Source organism: Paenibacillus durus (assembly GCF_000756615.1).
GTDB lineage: Bacteria > Bacillota > Bacilli > Paenibacillales > Paenibacillaceae > Paenibacillus_AQ > Paenibacillus_AQ durus.
Map to the genome: position 1 here is coordinate 4,026,903 of NZ_CP009288.1, position 13,983 is coordinate 4,040,885.

At 55.1% G+C, this 13,983-nt stretch carries 15 protein-coding genes and 1 pseudogene; 6 read left to right on the plus strand and 10 right to left on the minus strand.

Features of this window, described 5'->3' with window-relative positions; all coding sequences use genetic code 11:
- Positions 1–119: 119 nt before the first annotated feature.
- Entirely contained in the window at positions 120–710 is a 591-nt protein-coding gene (locus PDUR_RS17250; RefSeq protein WP_042207393.1) for an NUDIX hydrolase, read from the minus strand.
- Positions 711–786: 76 nt separating this feature from the next.
- Between PDUR_RS17250 and PDUR_RS17255 the strand changes: the two genes are divergently transcribed.
- Positions 787–984, plus strand: a complete 198-nt coding sequence (locus PDUR_RS17255; protein WP_042207394.1) for a hypothetical protein — start codon at positions 787–789, stop codon at positions 982–984.
- 229 nt (positions 985–1,213) lie between these two features.
- On the opposite strand, the gene PDUR_RS17260 is transcribed toward PDUR_RS17255, so the two are convergent.
- On the minus strand, positions 1,214–2,341 hold the full coding sequence (locus PDUR_RS17260) for a M20/M25/M40 family metallo-hydrolase (RefSeq protein WP_042207395.1): 1,128 nt from the start codon (positions 2,339–2,341) through the stop codon (positions 1,214–1,216).
- 104 nt (positions 2,342–2,445) lie between these two features.
- Between PDUR_RS17260 and prli42 the strand changes: the two genes are divergently transcribed.
- A complete protein-coding gene (prli42, locus tag PDUR_RS28820) occupies positions 2,446–2,547 on the plus strand; it encodes a stressosome-associated protein Prli42 (RefSeq protein ID WP_144415233.1) in 102 nt (33 codons plus the stop codon).
- 74 nt (positions 2,548–2,621) lie between these two features.
- Here prli42 and lipB read toward each other — a convergent pair whose 3' ends face one another.
- The 5 genes from lipB to lpdA form a co-directional block, all read right to left on the minus strand.
- The gene (gene lipB / locus PDUR_RS17265) at positions 2,622–3,341 is read right to left on the minus strand and encodes a lipoyl(octanoyl) transferase LipB (protein WP_042207396.1); all 720 of its coding nucleotides are present in this window, start codon (positions 3,339–3,341) and stop codon (positions 2,622–2,624) included.
- Positions 3,342–3,509: 168 nt separating this feature from the next.
- Positions 3,510–4,955, minus strand: coding sequence for a dihydrolipoamide acetyltransferase family protein (locus tag PDUR_RS17270; protein ID WP_042207397.1), 1,446 nt, complete (start codon positions 4,953–4,955; stop codon positions 3,510–3,512).
- A 489-nt stretch (positions 4,956–5,444) separates the two neighbouring features.
- A complete protein-coding gene (locus PDUR_RS17275) occupies positions 5,445–6,431 on the minus strand; it encodes an alpha-ketoacid dehydrogenase subunit beta (RefSeq protein ID WP_042207398.1) in 987 nt (328 codons plus the stop codon).
- A 3-nt stretch (positions 6,432–6,434) separates the two neighbouring features.
- The gene (locus PDUR_RS17280) at positions 6,435–7,460 is read right to left on the minus strand and encodes a thiamine pyrophosphate-dependent dehydrogenase E1 component subunit alpha (RefSeq protein WP_042207399.1); all 1,026 of its coding nucleotides are present in this window, start codon (positions 7,458–7,460) and stop codon (positions 6,435–6,437) included.
- A gap of 301 nt (positions 7,461–7,761) precedes the next feature.
- A complete protein-coding gene (gene lpdA, locus PDUR_RS17285; RefSeq protein WP_042207400.1) occupies positions 7,762–9,183 on the minus strand; it encodes a dihydrolipoyl dehydrogenase in 1,422 nt (473 codons plus the stop codon).
- 212 nt (positions 9,184–9,395) lie between these two features.
- Here lpdA and PDUR_RS17290 point away from each other — a divergent pair, with 212 nt between their 5' ends.
- Genes PDUR_RS17290 through PDUR_RS17300 form a run of 3 tightly spaced genes read left to right on the plus strand, consistent with a single transcriptional unit; the run spans position 9,396 to position 11,375 of the window.
- Positions 9,396–9,701, plus strand: a complete 306-nt coding sequence (locus PDUR_RS17290) for a DUF2627 domain-containing protein (protein WP_042207401.1) — start codon at positions 9,396–9,398, stop codon at positions 9,699–9,701.
- A 43-nt stretch (positions 9,702–9,744) separates the two neighbouring features.
- The gene (locus PDUR_RS17295; protein WP_042207402.1) at positions 9,745–10,908 is read left to right on the plus strand and encodes an acyltransferase family protein; all 1,164 of its coding nucleotides are present in this window, start codon (positions 9,745–9,747) and stop codon (positions 10,906–10,908) included.
- 44 nt (positions 10,909–10,952) lie between these two features.
- Complete coding sequence (locus PDUR_RS17300; protein ID WP_042207403.1) at positions 10,953–11,375, plus strand: DUF1801 domain-containing protein; 423 nt, start codon at positions 10,953–10,955, stop codon at positions 11,373–11,375.
- 89 nt (positions 11,376–11,464) lie between these two features.
- Here the strand turns inward: PDUR_RS17300 and PDUR_RS29870 are convergent.
- The 3 genes and pseudogenes from PDUR_RS29870 to PDUR_RS17310 form a co-directional block, all read right to left on the minus strand.
- Positions 11,465–11,914: pseudogene (locus PDUR_RS29870) on the minus strand (ATP-binding cassette domain-containing protein); the annotation flags it as partial.
- Positions 11,802–12,827, minus strand: a complete 1,026-nt coding sequence (locus PDUR_RS17305; RefSeq protein WP_081949567.1) for an ABC transporter permease — start codon at positions 12,825–12,827, stop codon at positions 11,802–11,804. The gene PDUR_RS17305 and the pseudogene PDUR_RS29870, both read right to left, overlap by 113 nt.
- 26 nt (positions 12,828–12,853) lie before the next feature.
- Entirely contained in the window at positions 12,854–13,063 is a 210-nt protein-coding gene (locus PDUR_RS17310; protein WP_042207405.1) for a hypothetical protein, read from the minus strand.
- A 238-nt stretch (positions 13,064–13,301) separates the two neighbouring features.
- On the opposite strand from PDUR_RS17310, the gene PDUR_RS17315 reads away from it, so the two are divergent.
- Positions 13,302–13,871: a thymidine kinase gene (locus PDUR_RS17315; RefSeq protein WP_042207406.1), complete on the plus strand. Its 570-nt coding sequence runs from the start codon at positions 13,302–13,304 to the stop codon at positions 13,869–13,871.
- The last annotated feature ends 112 nt before the right edge of the window (positions 13,872–13,983 follow it).

A 13,983-nucleotide genomic window follows, 5' to 3' on the forward strand; every position in this document is an offset into this window, starting at 1 on the left:
GGAGGGCCGATTCAGATCATGCGTCCCTCGTCCGGAAGCCGGCTCGGCAGGATTCCACCCGGCGCCCTTCCCGTGTTCCAGTCCCGTTAAATTCAAGCCCTGCTGCGCTCCCTTATGTCCTAGTTCCATTTCCCGGTCAGCGTATACAAATGCCAGGCGTAGACCGCCATCATGGTCTTCGCGTCGGCAATCCGCCCATCGGCAATGTACTCGTACGCTTCTTCAAGAGTCAGCTCCGTCACAACAAGGAACTCGTCCTCGTCAAGCGCCATCTCTCCGCTCTGCGCATTCTCCGTCACATAGAGATGAATAATCTCGTTGGCGAAACCCGGAGAGGTGTAGAACGATTTCAGTAGGAACAGATTTCCGCTGTGAAAGCCCGTCTCTTCCTGCAATTCCCGCCCAGCGGCTTCCAGCGGATCTTCGCCGGGGTCCAGTTTACCTGCCGGAATCTCCACTTCCGTACGTCCCATCGGCTGGCGGAACTGCTCGACAACGAGCATCTTACCCTTATTCAGGGCCAGAACCGCCACCGCTCCCGGATGCTTAACTACTTCCCGGGTTGCGGTATTGCCGTCCGGCAGGGTCACCGTGTCCACCTGAAGCGTAATAATTCTGCCTTCAAAAATAGGCTGGGTGGATACCGTAGTCTCGTCCAGCGCCGGATTGGCCGGCCATACTTTTTTCAATCCAGTTCCTTGATTTTCCATATTTATCAGGTCTCCTTTATCTCTGGTCTGCATACGGTGTATTATAGCAAACTTCAAGAGAAAGAAGGAAATCGTCATGAATAACAGGGTAGGCCGTACAGGGTTGTTGATCGCGGGAAAACCGGAACAAATTCGTCAAGGGCTGCTCGCTTTGCAGAAGCGGTTCGGGCCGGATATGCCGCTGGCTTATGTGTTGTCGCTGCACAACCGGGAATATATCAACCTGCACTCGGAGAACCGCCTGCAAGAAGGTGTAACGCCCCAGGCCATGTAAAACTTAGGGTGCCCTCTCGGGCTAATCCGGCCGCTCTCGACTTCGGCAATCCGTTCCACAGGCATCCGGCAGTCGGCCTACCCTCGTGATCTTCCCTTCTTGTTTTCTGAAACACTAAAAGAAGCTGCTCATATTGGCCGGCATTTCGGCCCATAGAGCAGCTTCTCGCTGCATTGCGGCCGCCTGCGGCTCCTTCCCTTTACAAGAGTCGCCGGGCGGCTGTCTGCCGCTATTTTTTTGCGCTTTCCTTGACAATCGCCACTACCAGCTCGGCCGCCTTGACGATATCAGCCGCCTTGATCCGCTCTTTAGTGGTATGGATATTCTCATATCCGATTGCCAAGTTGAGCGTCGGTACTTTCAGTCCGTTGAACACGTTGGCGTCACTGCCGCCGCCCGACGGGAACCGTCTTGGTGTCAGTCCAACCGAGGAGATGGCCCGCTCAGCCAGCTGCACAATGGGGTCATGCTCGTTAAAGCTGAAGGCCGGGTAAATGATCTCGCTGCGGAATTCGCATTCCGCCCCGTATTCGCGCACAGTAGTTTCAAGCGCTTCGCGCATCTGCGCCAGCTGCAGATCCACTTTTTCCTGGACAATGCTCCGCGCTTCCGCATCCAGCTGCACATGGTCGCAGACGACATTCGTCGGTCCGCCGCCTGCGAATCTGCCGATATTGGCGGTTGTCTCACTGTCGATGCGGCCAAGCTTCATCGCGGCAATCGCTTTGCCTGCTACCTGGATGGCGCTGATGCCGTCTTCGGGATTGACGCCGGCATGGGCGGATTTACCAAAGATCTCCATCGTGATCTTCGCCTGCGTCGGAGCGGCTACCGCGATGGAGCCGATTTCGCCGTTGGAATCAAGCGCAAAGCCGAAATCCGCGTCCAAATATTTCGGGTCGAGCGAGCGCGAGCCGAGCAGCCCGGATTCTTCGCCCGCCGTGATGATAAATTGAATCTGTCCATGCGGAATGTTCTGCTCCTTGATTACGCGAATCCCTTCAAAGAGCGCGGCCAGACCCGCTTTGTCATCCGCCCCAAGGATGGTCGTGCCATCGCTCGTGATCCAGCCGTCTTCGCCGAGCACCGGTTTGATTCCCTGACCCGGAACAACCGTATCCATATGGCAGGTGAACAGCAGCTTGGGAGCGTCTTCCGCATTCTCCGCAGGCCACGTGACAATCAGATTGCCCGCGCCGTGCCCGGTTCTTTCTTGTGAATCATCTTCTACGGCTTCCAGTCCCAGCTCCTTGAATTTGCCGATCAAATGATCGGCGATGTTCCGTTCATTCTTCGTCTCGCTGTCGATCTGGACAAGCTCCATAAATTCCTGAATCAATCGGTCTTGTACTACCACCGGACTTCCCTCGCTTTCAAGTATACGTTACAATAAGCTGTAGCCGATCCCCCGGCAAAAGCGCTGTATGCCCTAAACTTAAACTAATTTCAAAGGAGTCACACATGCAACGTCAAAAATGGTTCCGCGTCTTTATTTATGTAATGCTGATCGCAATGGTTGCTTCTACACTTATGATTGTTATCGAGCCTTTTCTTGCCGGATAACGAGACTTGGCGCTTTCCCCGCTAATTACACAGCGGTCCGGATATTCCGGGCCGCTGTTTGCGCTGCTCTTCGTTTACTGTCCATTCGGGGTATTCGCCCAGTCCGACACGATCCCGTCATAGGGGAACCGGCTCAGAAAATGGGGAACGAGCGCCGCTGCGACTTCTTCGATCTCGAACCTGCGGCCAGTGCACTCTTCCAGCGAGGTCACGCCGTACTGTGAAATCCCGCAGGGGATGATTCCCCGGAAGCCTTCTTCCGCAATGCCCTCCCGAATGTTAAAGGCGAAGCCGTGACTGGTCAAGAAGCCTTTGCGTGAGCGGCTCTTATTGAATTTCACGCCGATGGCGCAAATCTTCACATCGCCTACCCATACTCCGGTATACTCCGGCTTTCTGCCGCCCTCGATGCCGAAGGTTGCAAGGTAATCGATGATCACCTGCTCCAGCGACCGCAGATAGCCGTGGAGGTCGACTCTGCCCTGCTCGCCGATTCTTAGCAGCGGGTAACCAACCAGCTGTCCCGGCCCGTGATAGGTAATGTCCCCGCCGCGGTCGATTTCAAACAAGGAGATTCCCTGCTCCCGCAGCTGATCGGCATTCATCAGAAGATGCTCGGGATGGTTCTGCGACCCGATCGTATAGGTTGGCGGGTGCTGCAGAAGAATCAGCCGCTCAAGGCGCTCGCCAGCGTCAATGGCGCGGACCGACTCTTTTTGCATATCCCAGGCTTGGCTGTATTCGATCATGGGAAAATAGGATATTTCCAGCTTCCGAGGTTCTGCGGTGTCCATGCTTTAACATCTCCTTTGCCCTTGATTCTTACGAAGCCTTTGTAAAAAACGGCCTGTTCTGGTATCCCGGCAGTCGTTAAGAACCGGTCCGGAATCGGCCTGTCCTTGTGCCCGATGGTTACCCGGACCCCAGTCAGGCCGGTATTCGTACCGACGCGAGCGCTTCGCTTAATAGACGTTCGTATCCATGCTGTAGCTCTCGATATTATCCTTCACCCGCTGCAGGAAGCGGCCGCAGATAACGCCGTCGAGAATCCGGTGGTCCAGCGAGAGGCAAATGTTGGCCATCGAACGGACAGCGATCATATCGTTGATGACGACAGGCTTTTTCACAATCGATTCAAAAGTCAAAATGGCCGCCTGCGGATAGTTAATGATCGGATAAGACAGAATCGAGCCGAATGAGCCGGTATTGTTGACGGTAAAGGTTCCGCCCTGCATATCCTCAACGCGCAGCTTGCCGTCGCGAGTCTTCATCGCCAGTTCTTCTATTTCCCGGGCAAGACCCGCCACGTTCTTCTGGTCCGCCTTCTTGATAACCGGGGTCCAGACCGAATCCTCGGTGCCGACCGCCAGCGATATATTAATGTCCCGCTTGACAATGATTTTGTCAACCGCCCAGACCGAATTCATAATCGGGTAATCCTTGATCGCGCTGACGACAGCCTTCATCAGGAATGCGAGATACGTCAGGTTGATCCCTTCTCTGCGCTTGAATTCATCCTTCAGCTTGTTGCGCAGCAGCACAAGGTTCGTCACGTCCACCTCGATCATCGTCCAGGCATGCGGAATTTCCGAGACGCTCTGACGCATCCGCGAAGCAATCGTATTGCGGATCGGCGTCACGTCGATCAAATACTCGGAACGGCCGCTCTCCACCTCGATTTCCGGGATGCGCGGCAATTCTGACAGATGCAGCCCGGAGTGCCGGACGGGCGGCAGCGTCTCCGCCGGCGCAGGCGAGCTTGCCGTCTGCCAGGCGGGCGCCGCGCCCTGCGGCTGCGCGGCTGCGCCGTACGCGCCGCCCGCCGCAGGCTGCGGCGCGGGGCTGCTCTGCGGCGGGGCCGCCGCCGCAGCAGGTCCGTTCGCAAGGAACGCCAGCACGTCCTTGCGCGTGACGCGTCCGCCGAGGCCGGTGCCCGGCACGGCGGACAGATCAATGCTGTGCTGCGCCGCAAGGCTCTGCACAGCAGGAGAATAACGCGCCCGCATCGGCGCGTTAGGATCGTGCGCGGCATAGGCTGCGCCATATGCCGCAGGCTGCGCCGCCGCTGTAGGCGCGGCGGCGACGGCCGCGCGCGGCGCTGCCTCGGCGCGCGCGGGAGCGGCTTCGGCGGGGGCCGAAGCCGGGGCCGCCGGAGCGGATACCGCGATCCGGCAGATCACTTCGCCGACCGCGACCGTCTGCCCTTCCTCGGCCAGGATGTCGCCCATGACTCCGTCCACCGTGGACGGCAGCTCGGCGTTGACCTTATCCGTAATCACTTCGCACAGCGGCTCATACTGCTCCACCGAATCTCCCGGCTTCTTCAGCCATTTGCCGATGGTTGCCGATACCAGCGACTCCGCGAGCTGAGGCATCGTAACGTCCGTCAATTTCTTGTTGTCGGTCATACTTTCACTCCTTAAACGTCCCGCTCTCGCAAGACCGTGTCTTCATTGGTTGCAAGTTGTTGTAAACCATTTTTAGCCCGGGTTTCAATAGCTAAGAGGGAATTTCTCCTGTTAAATCTATGGATTGAAGCGCTTTTTATCAAATAAGACGGAAAACCTCCAGTTTATTCAGTTGAAAACCGTCTGTTTCAGCCGAATGAGCAAAATAAGCGGGAACAATTCCCGTTCATTGGTAGATTTGTTCGGTTGAAGGCGAATATGAGGGAGTTTTTCCCTTTCAAGGGGGAGGGCGCCACGCCGGGTTTGCTTATGATCAAGGCCTTTCCGCTAGCGCGCCTAGCCCTACGGCCTTGGCCGCGCCTTCTCCGCTGGCCTCGCCAGCAACGCGCCCTTGGCCTTCAGCGAGCCCCACAGCCAGCTAAGCCGCTCCATTTCGCTTCGCATGAAGTCGGCACTTCCCGCGCTGCCCGGCCACTTGCCCGCCTACCCCTAATACTGCGCCAGGCGCAGCATTTCCGCTTTCAATTTGTCCTTGCTGAGCATGAAAAATTTCTCCATCGGCGGGCTGATCGGCATCGCCGGAACATCCGGCCCGCACAGGCGGAAGATCGGCGCGTCCAGCTCAAACAGGCACTCCTCGGCGATAATCGCCGCAACCTCTGCGCCTACGCCGCCCGTCTTGTTATCCTCATGCACGATCAGCACTTTGCCTGTCCGCCGCACGGCTGCCTTGATTGCCTCGCGGTCCAGCGGCTGCAGCGTGCGCAAATCGAGAATATGCGCCGTAATGCCCTGCTCACGCTCCAATTCCTCCGCCGCCTGCATCGCAAAATGCAGCGGCAGGCTGTAGCCGATGACTGTGATATCATCACCCTCGCGCAGCAGATTCGCTTCACCGATCGGAACGGTATAGTCGATCTCGGGAACGTCCTCCTTGATCAGCTTGTAGCATTTCTTATGCTCGAAGAACAGAACCGGGTCCGGATCGCGTACGGCCGCTTTCAGCAGCCCTTTCGCGTCATATGCCGAATACGGCGCGACGATCTTTAGACCCGGTGTGCCGAAGAATATCGATTCGGTACACTGTGAATGGTATAGACCGCCGAAAATGCCGCCGCCAATCGGCGCACGGATGACAACCGGACAGCTCCAATCGTTATTGGAGCGGTAGCGGATTTTGGCCGCTTCGCTGATAATCTGATTGGTGGCCGGCAGCATGAAATCGGAATACTGCATTTCCGCAATCGGCTTCATCCCGTACATCGCCGCGCCGATTGCCACGCCGGCAATCGCCGATTCCGCAAGCGGCGTATCAAGCACGCGCTCAGCGCCGAACTGCTCCTGCAGCCCCTTGGTCGTGGTGAACACGCCGCCCTTAACGCCAACGTCTTCACCAAGAACAAAGACGGAGTCGTCGCGTTCCATTTCTTCCTTCATCGCCAGCCGGATGGCGTCGATATATTCCATCATTGCCATGGGTTACACTCCTCCCTCGGATTCGCTGTACACATGCAGCAGCGTATCTTCCGGTTTCGGGAACGGCGCATTGTCGGCGTATTCGATTGCTTCTTTGAGTTCCAGATTATACTGGGCGGCGAGATCGCGTTCTTGTTCCTCGCTCCATAGGCCAAGCTCCGTCAAATAATCCCGGAAACGGGCTACGCCGTCTTTTTTCCAGTTCTCCTCGACCTCTTCTTTGGTACGGTACGCAAGGTCGTTATCGGAGGTGGAGTGCGGGGACAGGCGGTACATCATCGCTTCAATCAGCGTCGGGCCTTCACCGGCTATCGCCCGTTCGCGGGCTTCCTTGACGGCGCGGTATACTTCCAGCGGATCGTTGCCGTCCACGCGGATGCCCGGGAAGCCATAGCCGAGCGCGCGGTCGCTGACCTTGCCGCCAAGCTGGCGGTGAGCCGGAATCGAGATCGCGTACTGGTTGTTCTCGCACATGATAATGACCGGAAGCTTATTGACTCCGGCAAAATTGCATGCTTCATGAAAATCTCCCTGATTGCTGGAGCCTTCACCGAACGTGACGAAAGAGACAAACTTCTTCTTCTGCATCTTGGCGGCCAGCGCAAAGCCAACCGCATGAGGAACCTGTGTCGTTACGGGGCTGGAGCCGGTAACGATACGCAGCCGTTTGCTGCCGAAATGGCCGGGCATCTGCCGTCCGCCGCTGTTCGGGTCCTCTTCCTTGGCGAATACCGACAGCAGCAGCTCGCGGGTCGTCATGCCTACAGACAGCACGAATGCGTAATCGCGGTAATAGGGCAAAAAATAATCGTTCTCCCGGTCGAGCGCGAAGGCGGCCGCCACCTGCGCCGCTTCCTGGCCAATGCCCGAGACGTGGAAGTTGATCTTTCCGGCCCGCTGCAGCAGCAGACTGCGCTCGTCGTATTTGCGCGCAAGCATCATATATCGGTACATGTCGATCACTTGGCCGTCGGTCAGTCCAAGCGGTTCATGCCTGTTCACTTTATTTGCAGTACCTTGCGTATCCATAGTAGGGGTACCTCCTTCGTTCTGGCCCCGATTCCGCCACCGGCAGGCAGACCGTTTATTGATCTGATCTTAAAACCTGGTACTAATCGGGTGTAAGTCTATTATATAGCGTTTGACTTCAAAAAGAAAAGCCGATCAGCGCCCGTTTGCGCGTCAATGACGCGGGACCGGGTTAAGCAGTCCCCCGCTTCGGCCGTATCCGGGCGCTACAGGACTTTTACGTGATTTTCCTTCATCCGGAAGTCCGTAAAGTGTAAAGTGCGTTCACCCGGCAGCCATCCACCCTTCGCCTCGGCCCCTGTCAAATACCGATGGCCTTGCCGTCCACGGCAAGCATCGCTTCGCCGACAATTTCAGAGAGCGTGGGGTGCGCATGGATCGCCTCGCCGATTTCCCAAGGCGTCGCATCCAGCAGCTGGGCTAATGCGGCCTCGCCAATCAGATCGGTCACATGAGGCCCGATCATTTGCACACCGAGAATGTCTCCGCTCGTCTTATCGGCGACAACCTTCACGAAGCCGTCCTTCGAACCGTACACAAGCGCTTTGCCAATCGCCGAGAACGGAAATTTTCCGGTTGCGACATTGTGGCCAAGCTCTTTGGCCTCCTTCTCCGTGTACCCTACGCTCGCCACCTCCGGCCGCGTATATACGCAGCGCGGGACGAGGTGGGTATGGTAGGGATGCAGCCGCTCTCCGGCCAGATGATTGACCGCCATAATGCCTTCATGGCTGGCGGCATGAGCCAGCTGCAGTCCCCCGATGCAATCTCCAATCGCATAAATATGCGGCTCGTTCGTCTGCATATTGGCATTCACTTCGATGACGCCCTTATCAAAGCGGATATCCGTGTTCTCCAGGCCAATATTATAGATATTGGCCTCTCTTCCCACCGATATCAGCAGCTTGCCGGCGGTCAGCACCTCGGTTTTGCCGCCCTTCGTCACTTCAACGCTGACGCCTTCTTCGGTTACCTGGCATGTGCCAGCATTCACCGTTACGCCCGTCATTACGGTTACTCCGCGTTTTTTCAACAGGCGCTGCAGTTCTCTGGCTACCTCTGCGTCTTCCCGGGGAAGCAGCTGCTCCGCTGCCTCAACGACTGTGACCCGTACGCCGAAGTCGGCCAGCATCGACGCCCATTCCACGCCGATAACCCCGCCGCCGACGATCAGCATCGAGGCCGGCAGCTCCTCCATCCGAAGCGCTTCTTCGCTGCTTAGAATATACTGCCCATCCGGCTCAAGCCCCGGAATGACCCGGGGGCGCGACCCGGTGGCGATGATCAGGTTGACCGGCACCACCGTCTCCATCTCGCCGTCCTCAAGCTCCACCGCGACCGCCCCGCTGCGCGGAGAAAAAATCGAAGGGCCGATCACCCGCCCCTTACCTTTAAGCACCTGAATTTTATTTTTACGCATCAAATACTGGACGCCCTGATGCAGCTGCTCCACAACCGCTTCCTTGCGGCGCTGCACTTTGCCGAACGCCAGCTTAACGCCGGAAATTTCAATCCCGTATTCTTCGCTTTCTGCAATATCCGCGTAAACCTCCGCGCTGCGCAGCAGCGCCTTGCTTGGAATGCAGCCGCGATGCAGGCACGTCCCGCCCAGTTTATCCTGTTCGATGACGACAACCGACTTGCCGAGCTGTGCAGCCCGGATTGCCGCTACATAGCCCCCGGTTCCTCCCCCAAGCACCGCGACATCACATGAAATGGTCATAAATTCGTATCCCCCAGTTCTTTACGCATCATTCGCATAATCCACTCTATTGTACTCCCTTTTGCCCATATCACAAAATGCCTTTGCGCCATGGACATTTAAAATTCGAAGCGTTATCATAAATATGAGTATTTTGCAAAATGCTGTTAATTAAGTGAATACAACGTTCCGCCCATTCCCGGATAAAGGTTATAGAGAGGAAGGAAACGGTTATGAAACTGCTGCTCTCCCGCTTTATTGCCATCCTTATTCTGGTGCTGCCTGGTCTGCTGGCTATGAAGGGCTTCCTCATGATGAAAGACGATCTGTTCAACTATCTTGCGATGCACGGCGACGAGACGGCCTCGCCTTTGTTCGCCTGGCTTCATTTTGCCGGAGGACTTGTCATGTTCGCAGCGGGCATGAGCTTTCTGGGCGGCTGGATTCTGACCCGGGACCGCAAGCGGAATTATGTCGGACCCCGCTTCAAGGAGAAGCATAGAGACGGACCGAGGCGGCCTTCCAAACCTGCTTCCTGATCCTGATCATATTTTCAATAATGAATATCGCGGAGGTGCTGGGTTGATAAGATATCATCAGTTGGACTCTTTAAGAGGTCTGGCGGCGCTGACTGTTGTCGTTCATCATTTTGTCTTTATTTTTACAGGATTGCTGTGGCTGGATGCGTTAAATTACACACCACTTCGAATCTTCAAAGCGGGGCATGAAGCGGTTATCTTTTTCTTTGTCTTAAGCGGATTTGTCCTGTCGCTGCCCTTTTATTCCGATGGAAAAAAAGTGAATATCCCGCATTTTTTTATCAAAAGGCTGTGCAGAATCTATATTCCTTACATCGTGGCCGTCGGGTGCTCGATTTTGGCTTATCTGGCTTTTTATCATCCGGGACTTCATTCCGGGTTCAGCTCTTTTTTTCATGATGTATGGAGCACGCCTTTGTCCTTTTGGCTGATTGTGGATCATATGATTCTGCTGGGCAGCTTTAAGGATTACGCATTGGACCCCGTCCTGTGGTCATTGTCCGTCGAACTACGAGTCTCCCTCGTCTTCCCCTTCATCATGCTCTTCATCAAGCGATTCGGCTGGAAGTCAAATGTGGCTCTGGGCATACTCTTATCGGGTACGGCGCTTCTACTCAACAATCTGGCGCATCCGGCAAATTCGCATCCCATCTCCTCCAATCTCTACTTTACTCTCCACTACATTTCGTTCTTTATCCTGGGCGCCCTGCTTGCCAAATACCGGGTAAATCTCATTTCGAAAGTGCTGCGTTTAAGTGTTCCAATGAAATATGCTCTATTGTTGTCCGGTCTGTTCGTGTATACCTACGCCGGGATCGGCGATGCTGTATTCAAACGGTTGTTCTCCGTTAGCGGGGTTTGGCTGTCTCTCACGGCTGATTGGGGAATCGCGGTTGGCGTGTGTATCCTGATTACATCGACCTTGTCTTCACCCAGGATTTCAAATCTGCTCGAGAAAAAACCGGTCAAATCTTTGGGGGCGATCTCTTACAGCCTGTATCTCTACCATTCGGTGGTGCTGTTCTCCTGCGTTTACGCTTTCCACAATCTGCTGCCTATGTGGGCGACGCTCTCCATCGCTATCGCTGCGTCGCTTCTGGCTTCCAGCCTGTCGTACTATTACATCGAGAAGCCTTCAATTAAGCTAGGGAAAAAATGGACAAGCGGCCCTCTCCGCGAGCTGAAGGAAGCGAAAGAAGCCGTTTAATCTGTGCTGCCGGGTCCAGTCCGACTGCGAAAGGAATTTCTGCTATGTATGAACCCAAGACGAAAGAAAACGACAGCAGTGTTATCGAATTTATTGAAAACGTGGAGCATCCCCAAAAGCGTGAGGACGCGTACAAGCTGCTCGATATTTTTACGGAAACGACCGGATTCCCGGCAAAAATGTGGGGAACGAGCATTATCGGATTCGGAACCTATCACTATAAATATGCCACGGGCCACGAGGGCGATGCGCCGCTCGCCGGTTTTTCGCCACGAAAGGCCAAGATCAGCCTTTATTTAGCGGCCTATAATCCGGAACGGGAAGCTTTGCTTGCGGATTTGGGAAAATATACAGCAGGAAAAGGCTGCGTCTACATTAATAAAATCGCTGATATTAAGGTTGAAGTGTTAGAAGCGCTGATCAAGCAATCGGTGTCTTTTCTGAGGAAGACTTATCCGGGCGAGTGAGGGTCGGCGCGGGGCAGATGTTACTCGCCCCTCATTTAGCCGTAATCTCCGGCCCCCGTTGGTCTAGGACCGGAGATTACGGCCATGGCTTATGCCTTCACTGCGCCCTTAACCAGTTCGCTGTATAACCCGCCCTTGTCCAGCAGCTCCTCATGGCTGCCCTGCTGAACAAGCCTGCCGCCCTGAAGCACAAGAATACGATCGGCTTGACGAATTGTATTCAGCCTGTGGGCGATGACAAAGCTGGTGCGCCCTTTCATCAAGGATTGGAGACCTTCCTGAATTTTCAGTTCGGTTTCCGTGTCAATGCTGCTGGTCGCTTCATCCAGCACCAGCATGGCCGGATCTGCCAGAATCGCCCTGGCGATGGCAATCAGCTGCTTCTGCCCCTGGCTGATCCCTCCGCCTTCAACCGACAGCATCCGGTCATACCCTCCCGGCAGACGCATGATGAAGGAATGGGCGTTGGCCAATCTGGCGGCCCTTTCCACCTCTTCGTCGGAAGCGTCCAGCCGTCCGTAGCGAATATTGTCCCGTATGAAGTCCGGAAGCCAGCAATCTGGAATAGCCTGCCACAACCCCGGATAAAGCCGACAATCCTCCGATGGTCCGCAGCGAGTAGTTGATCACCGCGACGGTCTGGCCCTGCGTGGCTGCCCCTGCTGTGATTTGAATCCTGCCCAGCCACAGCAGCAGCAGAATGCCGCCATTCATCATCAACAGTATGAAGGGCATCGTCGACTCTGTAAGCCGCAGCGCAGATACCGTACTGCGCATAAGATCCTTGCTGTAACCAGCGAACCGTCCAATCTCATGGCCCATCCGCACAAATACCCTGATTAGCCGGATACCGGTCAAGTTCTCCTGCAAGGCGCTGTTCACTCCGTCCAGCTTGCTCTGGACCGTATGGAACATCCGCGATGATCTTCTCATCAGGATAAACAGGAAGACGATCATAACCGGCACGGTCACCGCCAGAATAAGCCCAAGCCTCCATTGCACGACCAGACCCATAATGACGCTGCCAACCACCATAAGCGGAATGCGGGACATAAACCGCAGGCACGTAAAGACCATATCCTGCAGCTGCGTCACGTCTCCCGTCAGGCGCGTAATCAGCGTGGACGCGGCAAAGCGGTTAAACGCTTCATAGGATAAAGACTGCACCTTCGCGTACAGCTTGTCTCTTAGATCGAACCCGAATCCCTGGCTGGCATGCGAGGCGAAAAAAGAACTGAGAATGCCGGCGGTAAAAGCCAAAGCCGCGCTTGCCGCCAATATGCCGCCCCACAGCCAGACCACGGAAAGATTCCGCTGCCGGATGCCGCCATCAATAATTTTGGAAATCAGCAAAGGCTGTGACAGCTGCACCGCCAGTTCCACCAGCATCATAAGCAGGGCGAAGCCGGCGGCGACCCGGTATTTTTTCAAAAAAGGAAAAATCATGGACATCCGCGTTCCTCCATAATCGCTTCTTCCTATTCGTACAGTGCATCGCGCAGACGGCTGGACATCGTCTGTCCTCCGGCCGCCTTTACCGCCGCCTTCCGCAGCGCCCTGTTGCTCCGCTCCATCTCCAGAAGGCCCATCATCAATTCTTCCAGCAGCGCTTCCGCATCAGCCGTCAGCTTGCCATCCTCTTTCAGCTTCGCGATCCGTTCCTTATATGAATCAAGCTTCTCCGCCATTCTCATCCGCTCCTTTCTCTATAGTTTCCACACTCATCCGGTTCACTTCGCGCAAAATAACCCGCACTGTCAAAGACCGGCAGGTTCCCATACAGATATATTAACAGATAGCCTAAACAAATAACCAGCACGGCGCTTTTTTTGGCTGGCCTCGGCGGCTGGGAGTGTGCTAATCTATTAAGGTCGCATTTTCGGATATTGGATTTTAGGTCTTCTTTTAAGAAAGGACAGATGGACAGTGGCACAGTTATTTTTTAAATACGGGTCAATGAACAGCGGAAAATCGATCGAGATTCTTAAAGTTGCTCATAATTATGAAGAACAAGGCAAGTCGGTGCAGATTTTCACCTCGGCCATCGACAACCGGGATGAAATCGGCTATGTCTCCTCGCGGATCGGGCTCCGCAGACAGGCTATCGCCATTGACGATAATATGGATATTTTCGGAATCGTGAGTGCGGCCCAGCCGAAACCCCACTGCGTGCTGATCGATGAATGCCAATTTTTGAATAAAGGAAGTATTCTCCAACTGGTTCGCATCGTTGATGAGTTGGACATTCCGGTGATGGCCTTCGGCCTCAAGAATGATTTTCAGAACAATCTGTTCGAGGGCAGCAAGTATATGCTGATTTATGCCGATAAAATCGAGGAAATGAAGACAATCTGCTGGTTCTGCGAGCGCAAGGCGACGATGACGCTAAGGGTCGAGAACGGGAAGCCTGTCTACAGCGGCAAGCAAATCCAGATCGGCGGGAACGAAGCCTATTATCCGGTATGCCGCAAATGCCATAAGAATCCGCCGCTGTAAGCGGCCAAGCCAAAAGATCCGCTAAAGGATAACCTCCGGTGCGAAATCATTTTTCAGGACAGCGGTGCGACAGGGGCCGGATGAAAAACTTAAAAAGGCCGTGACTTTCTAC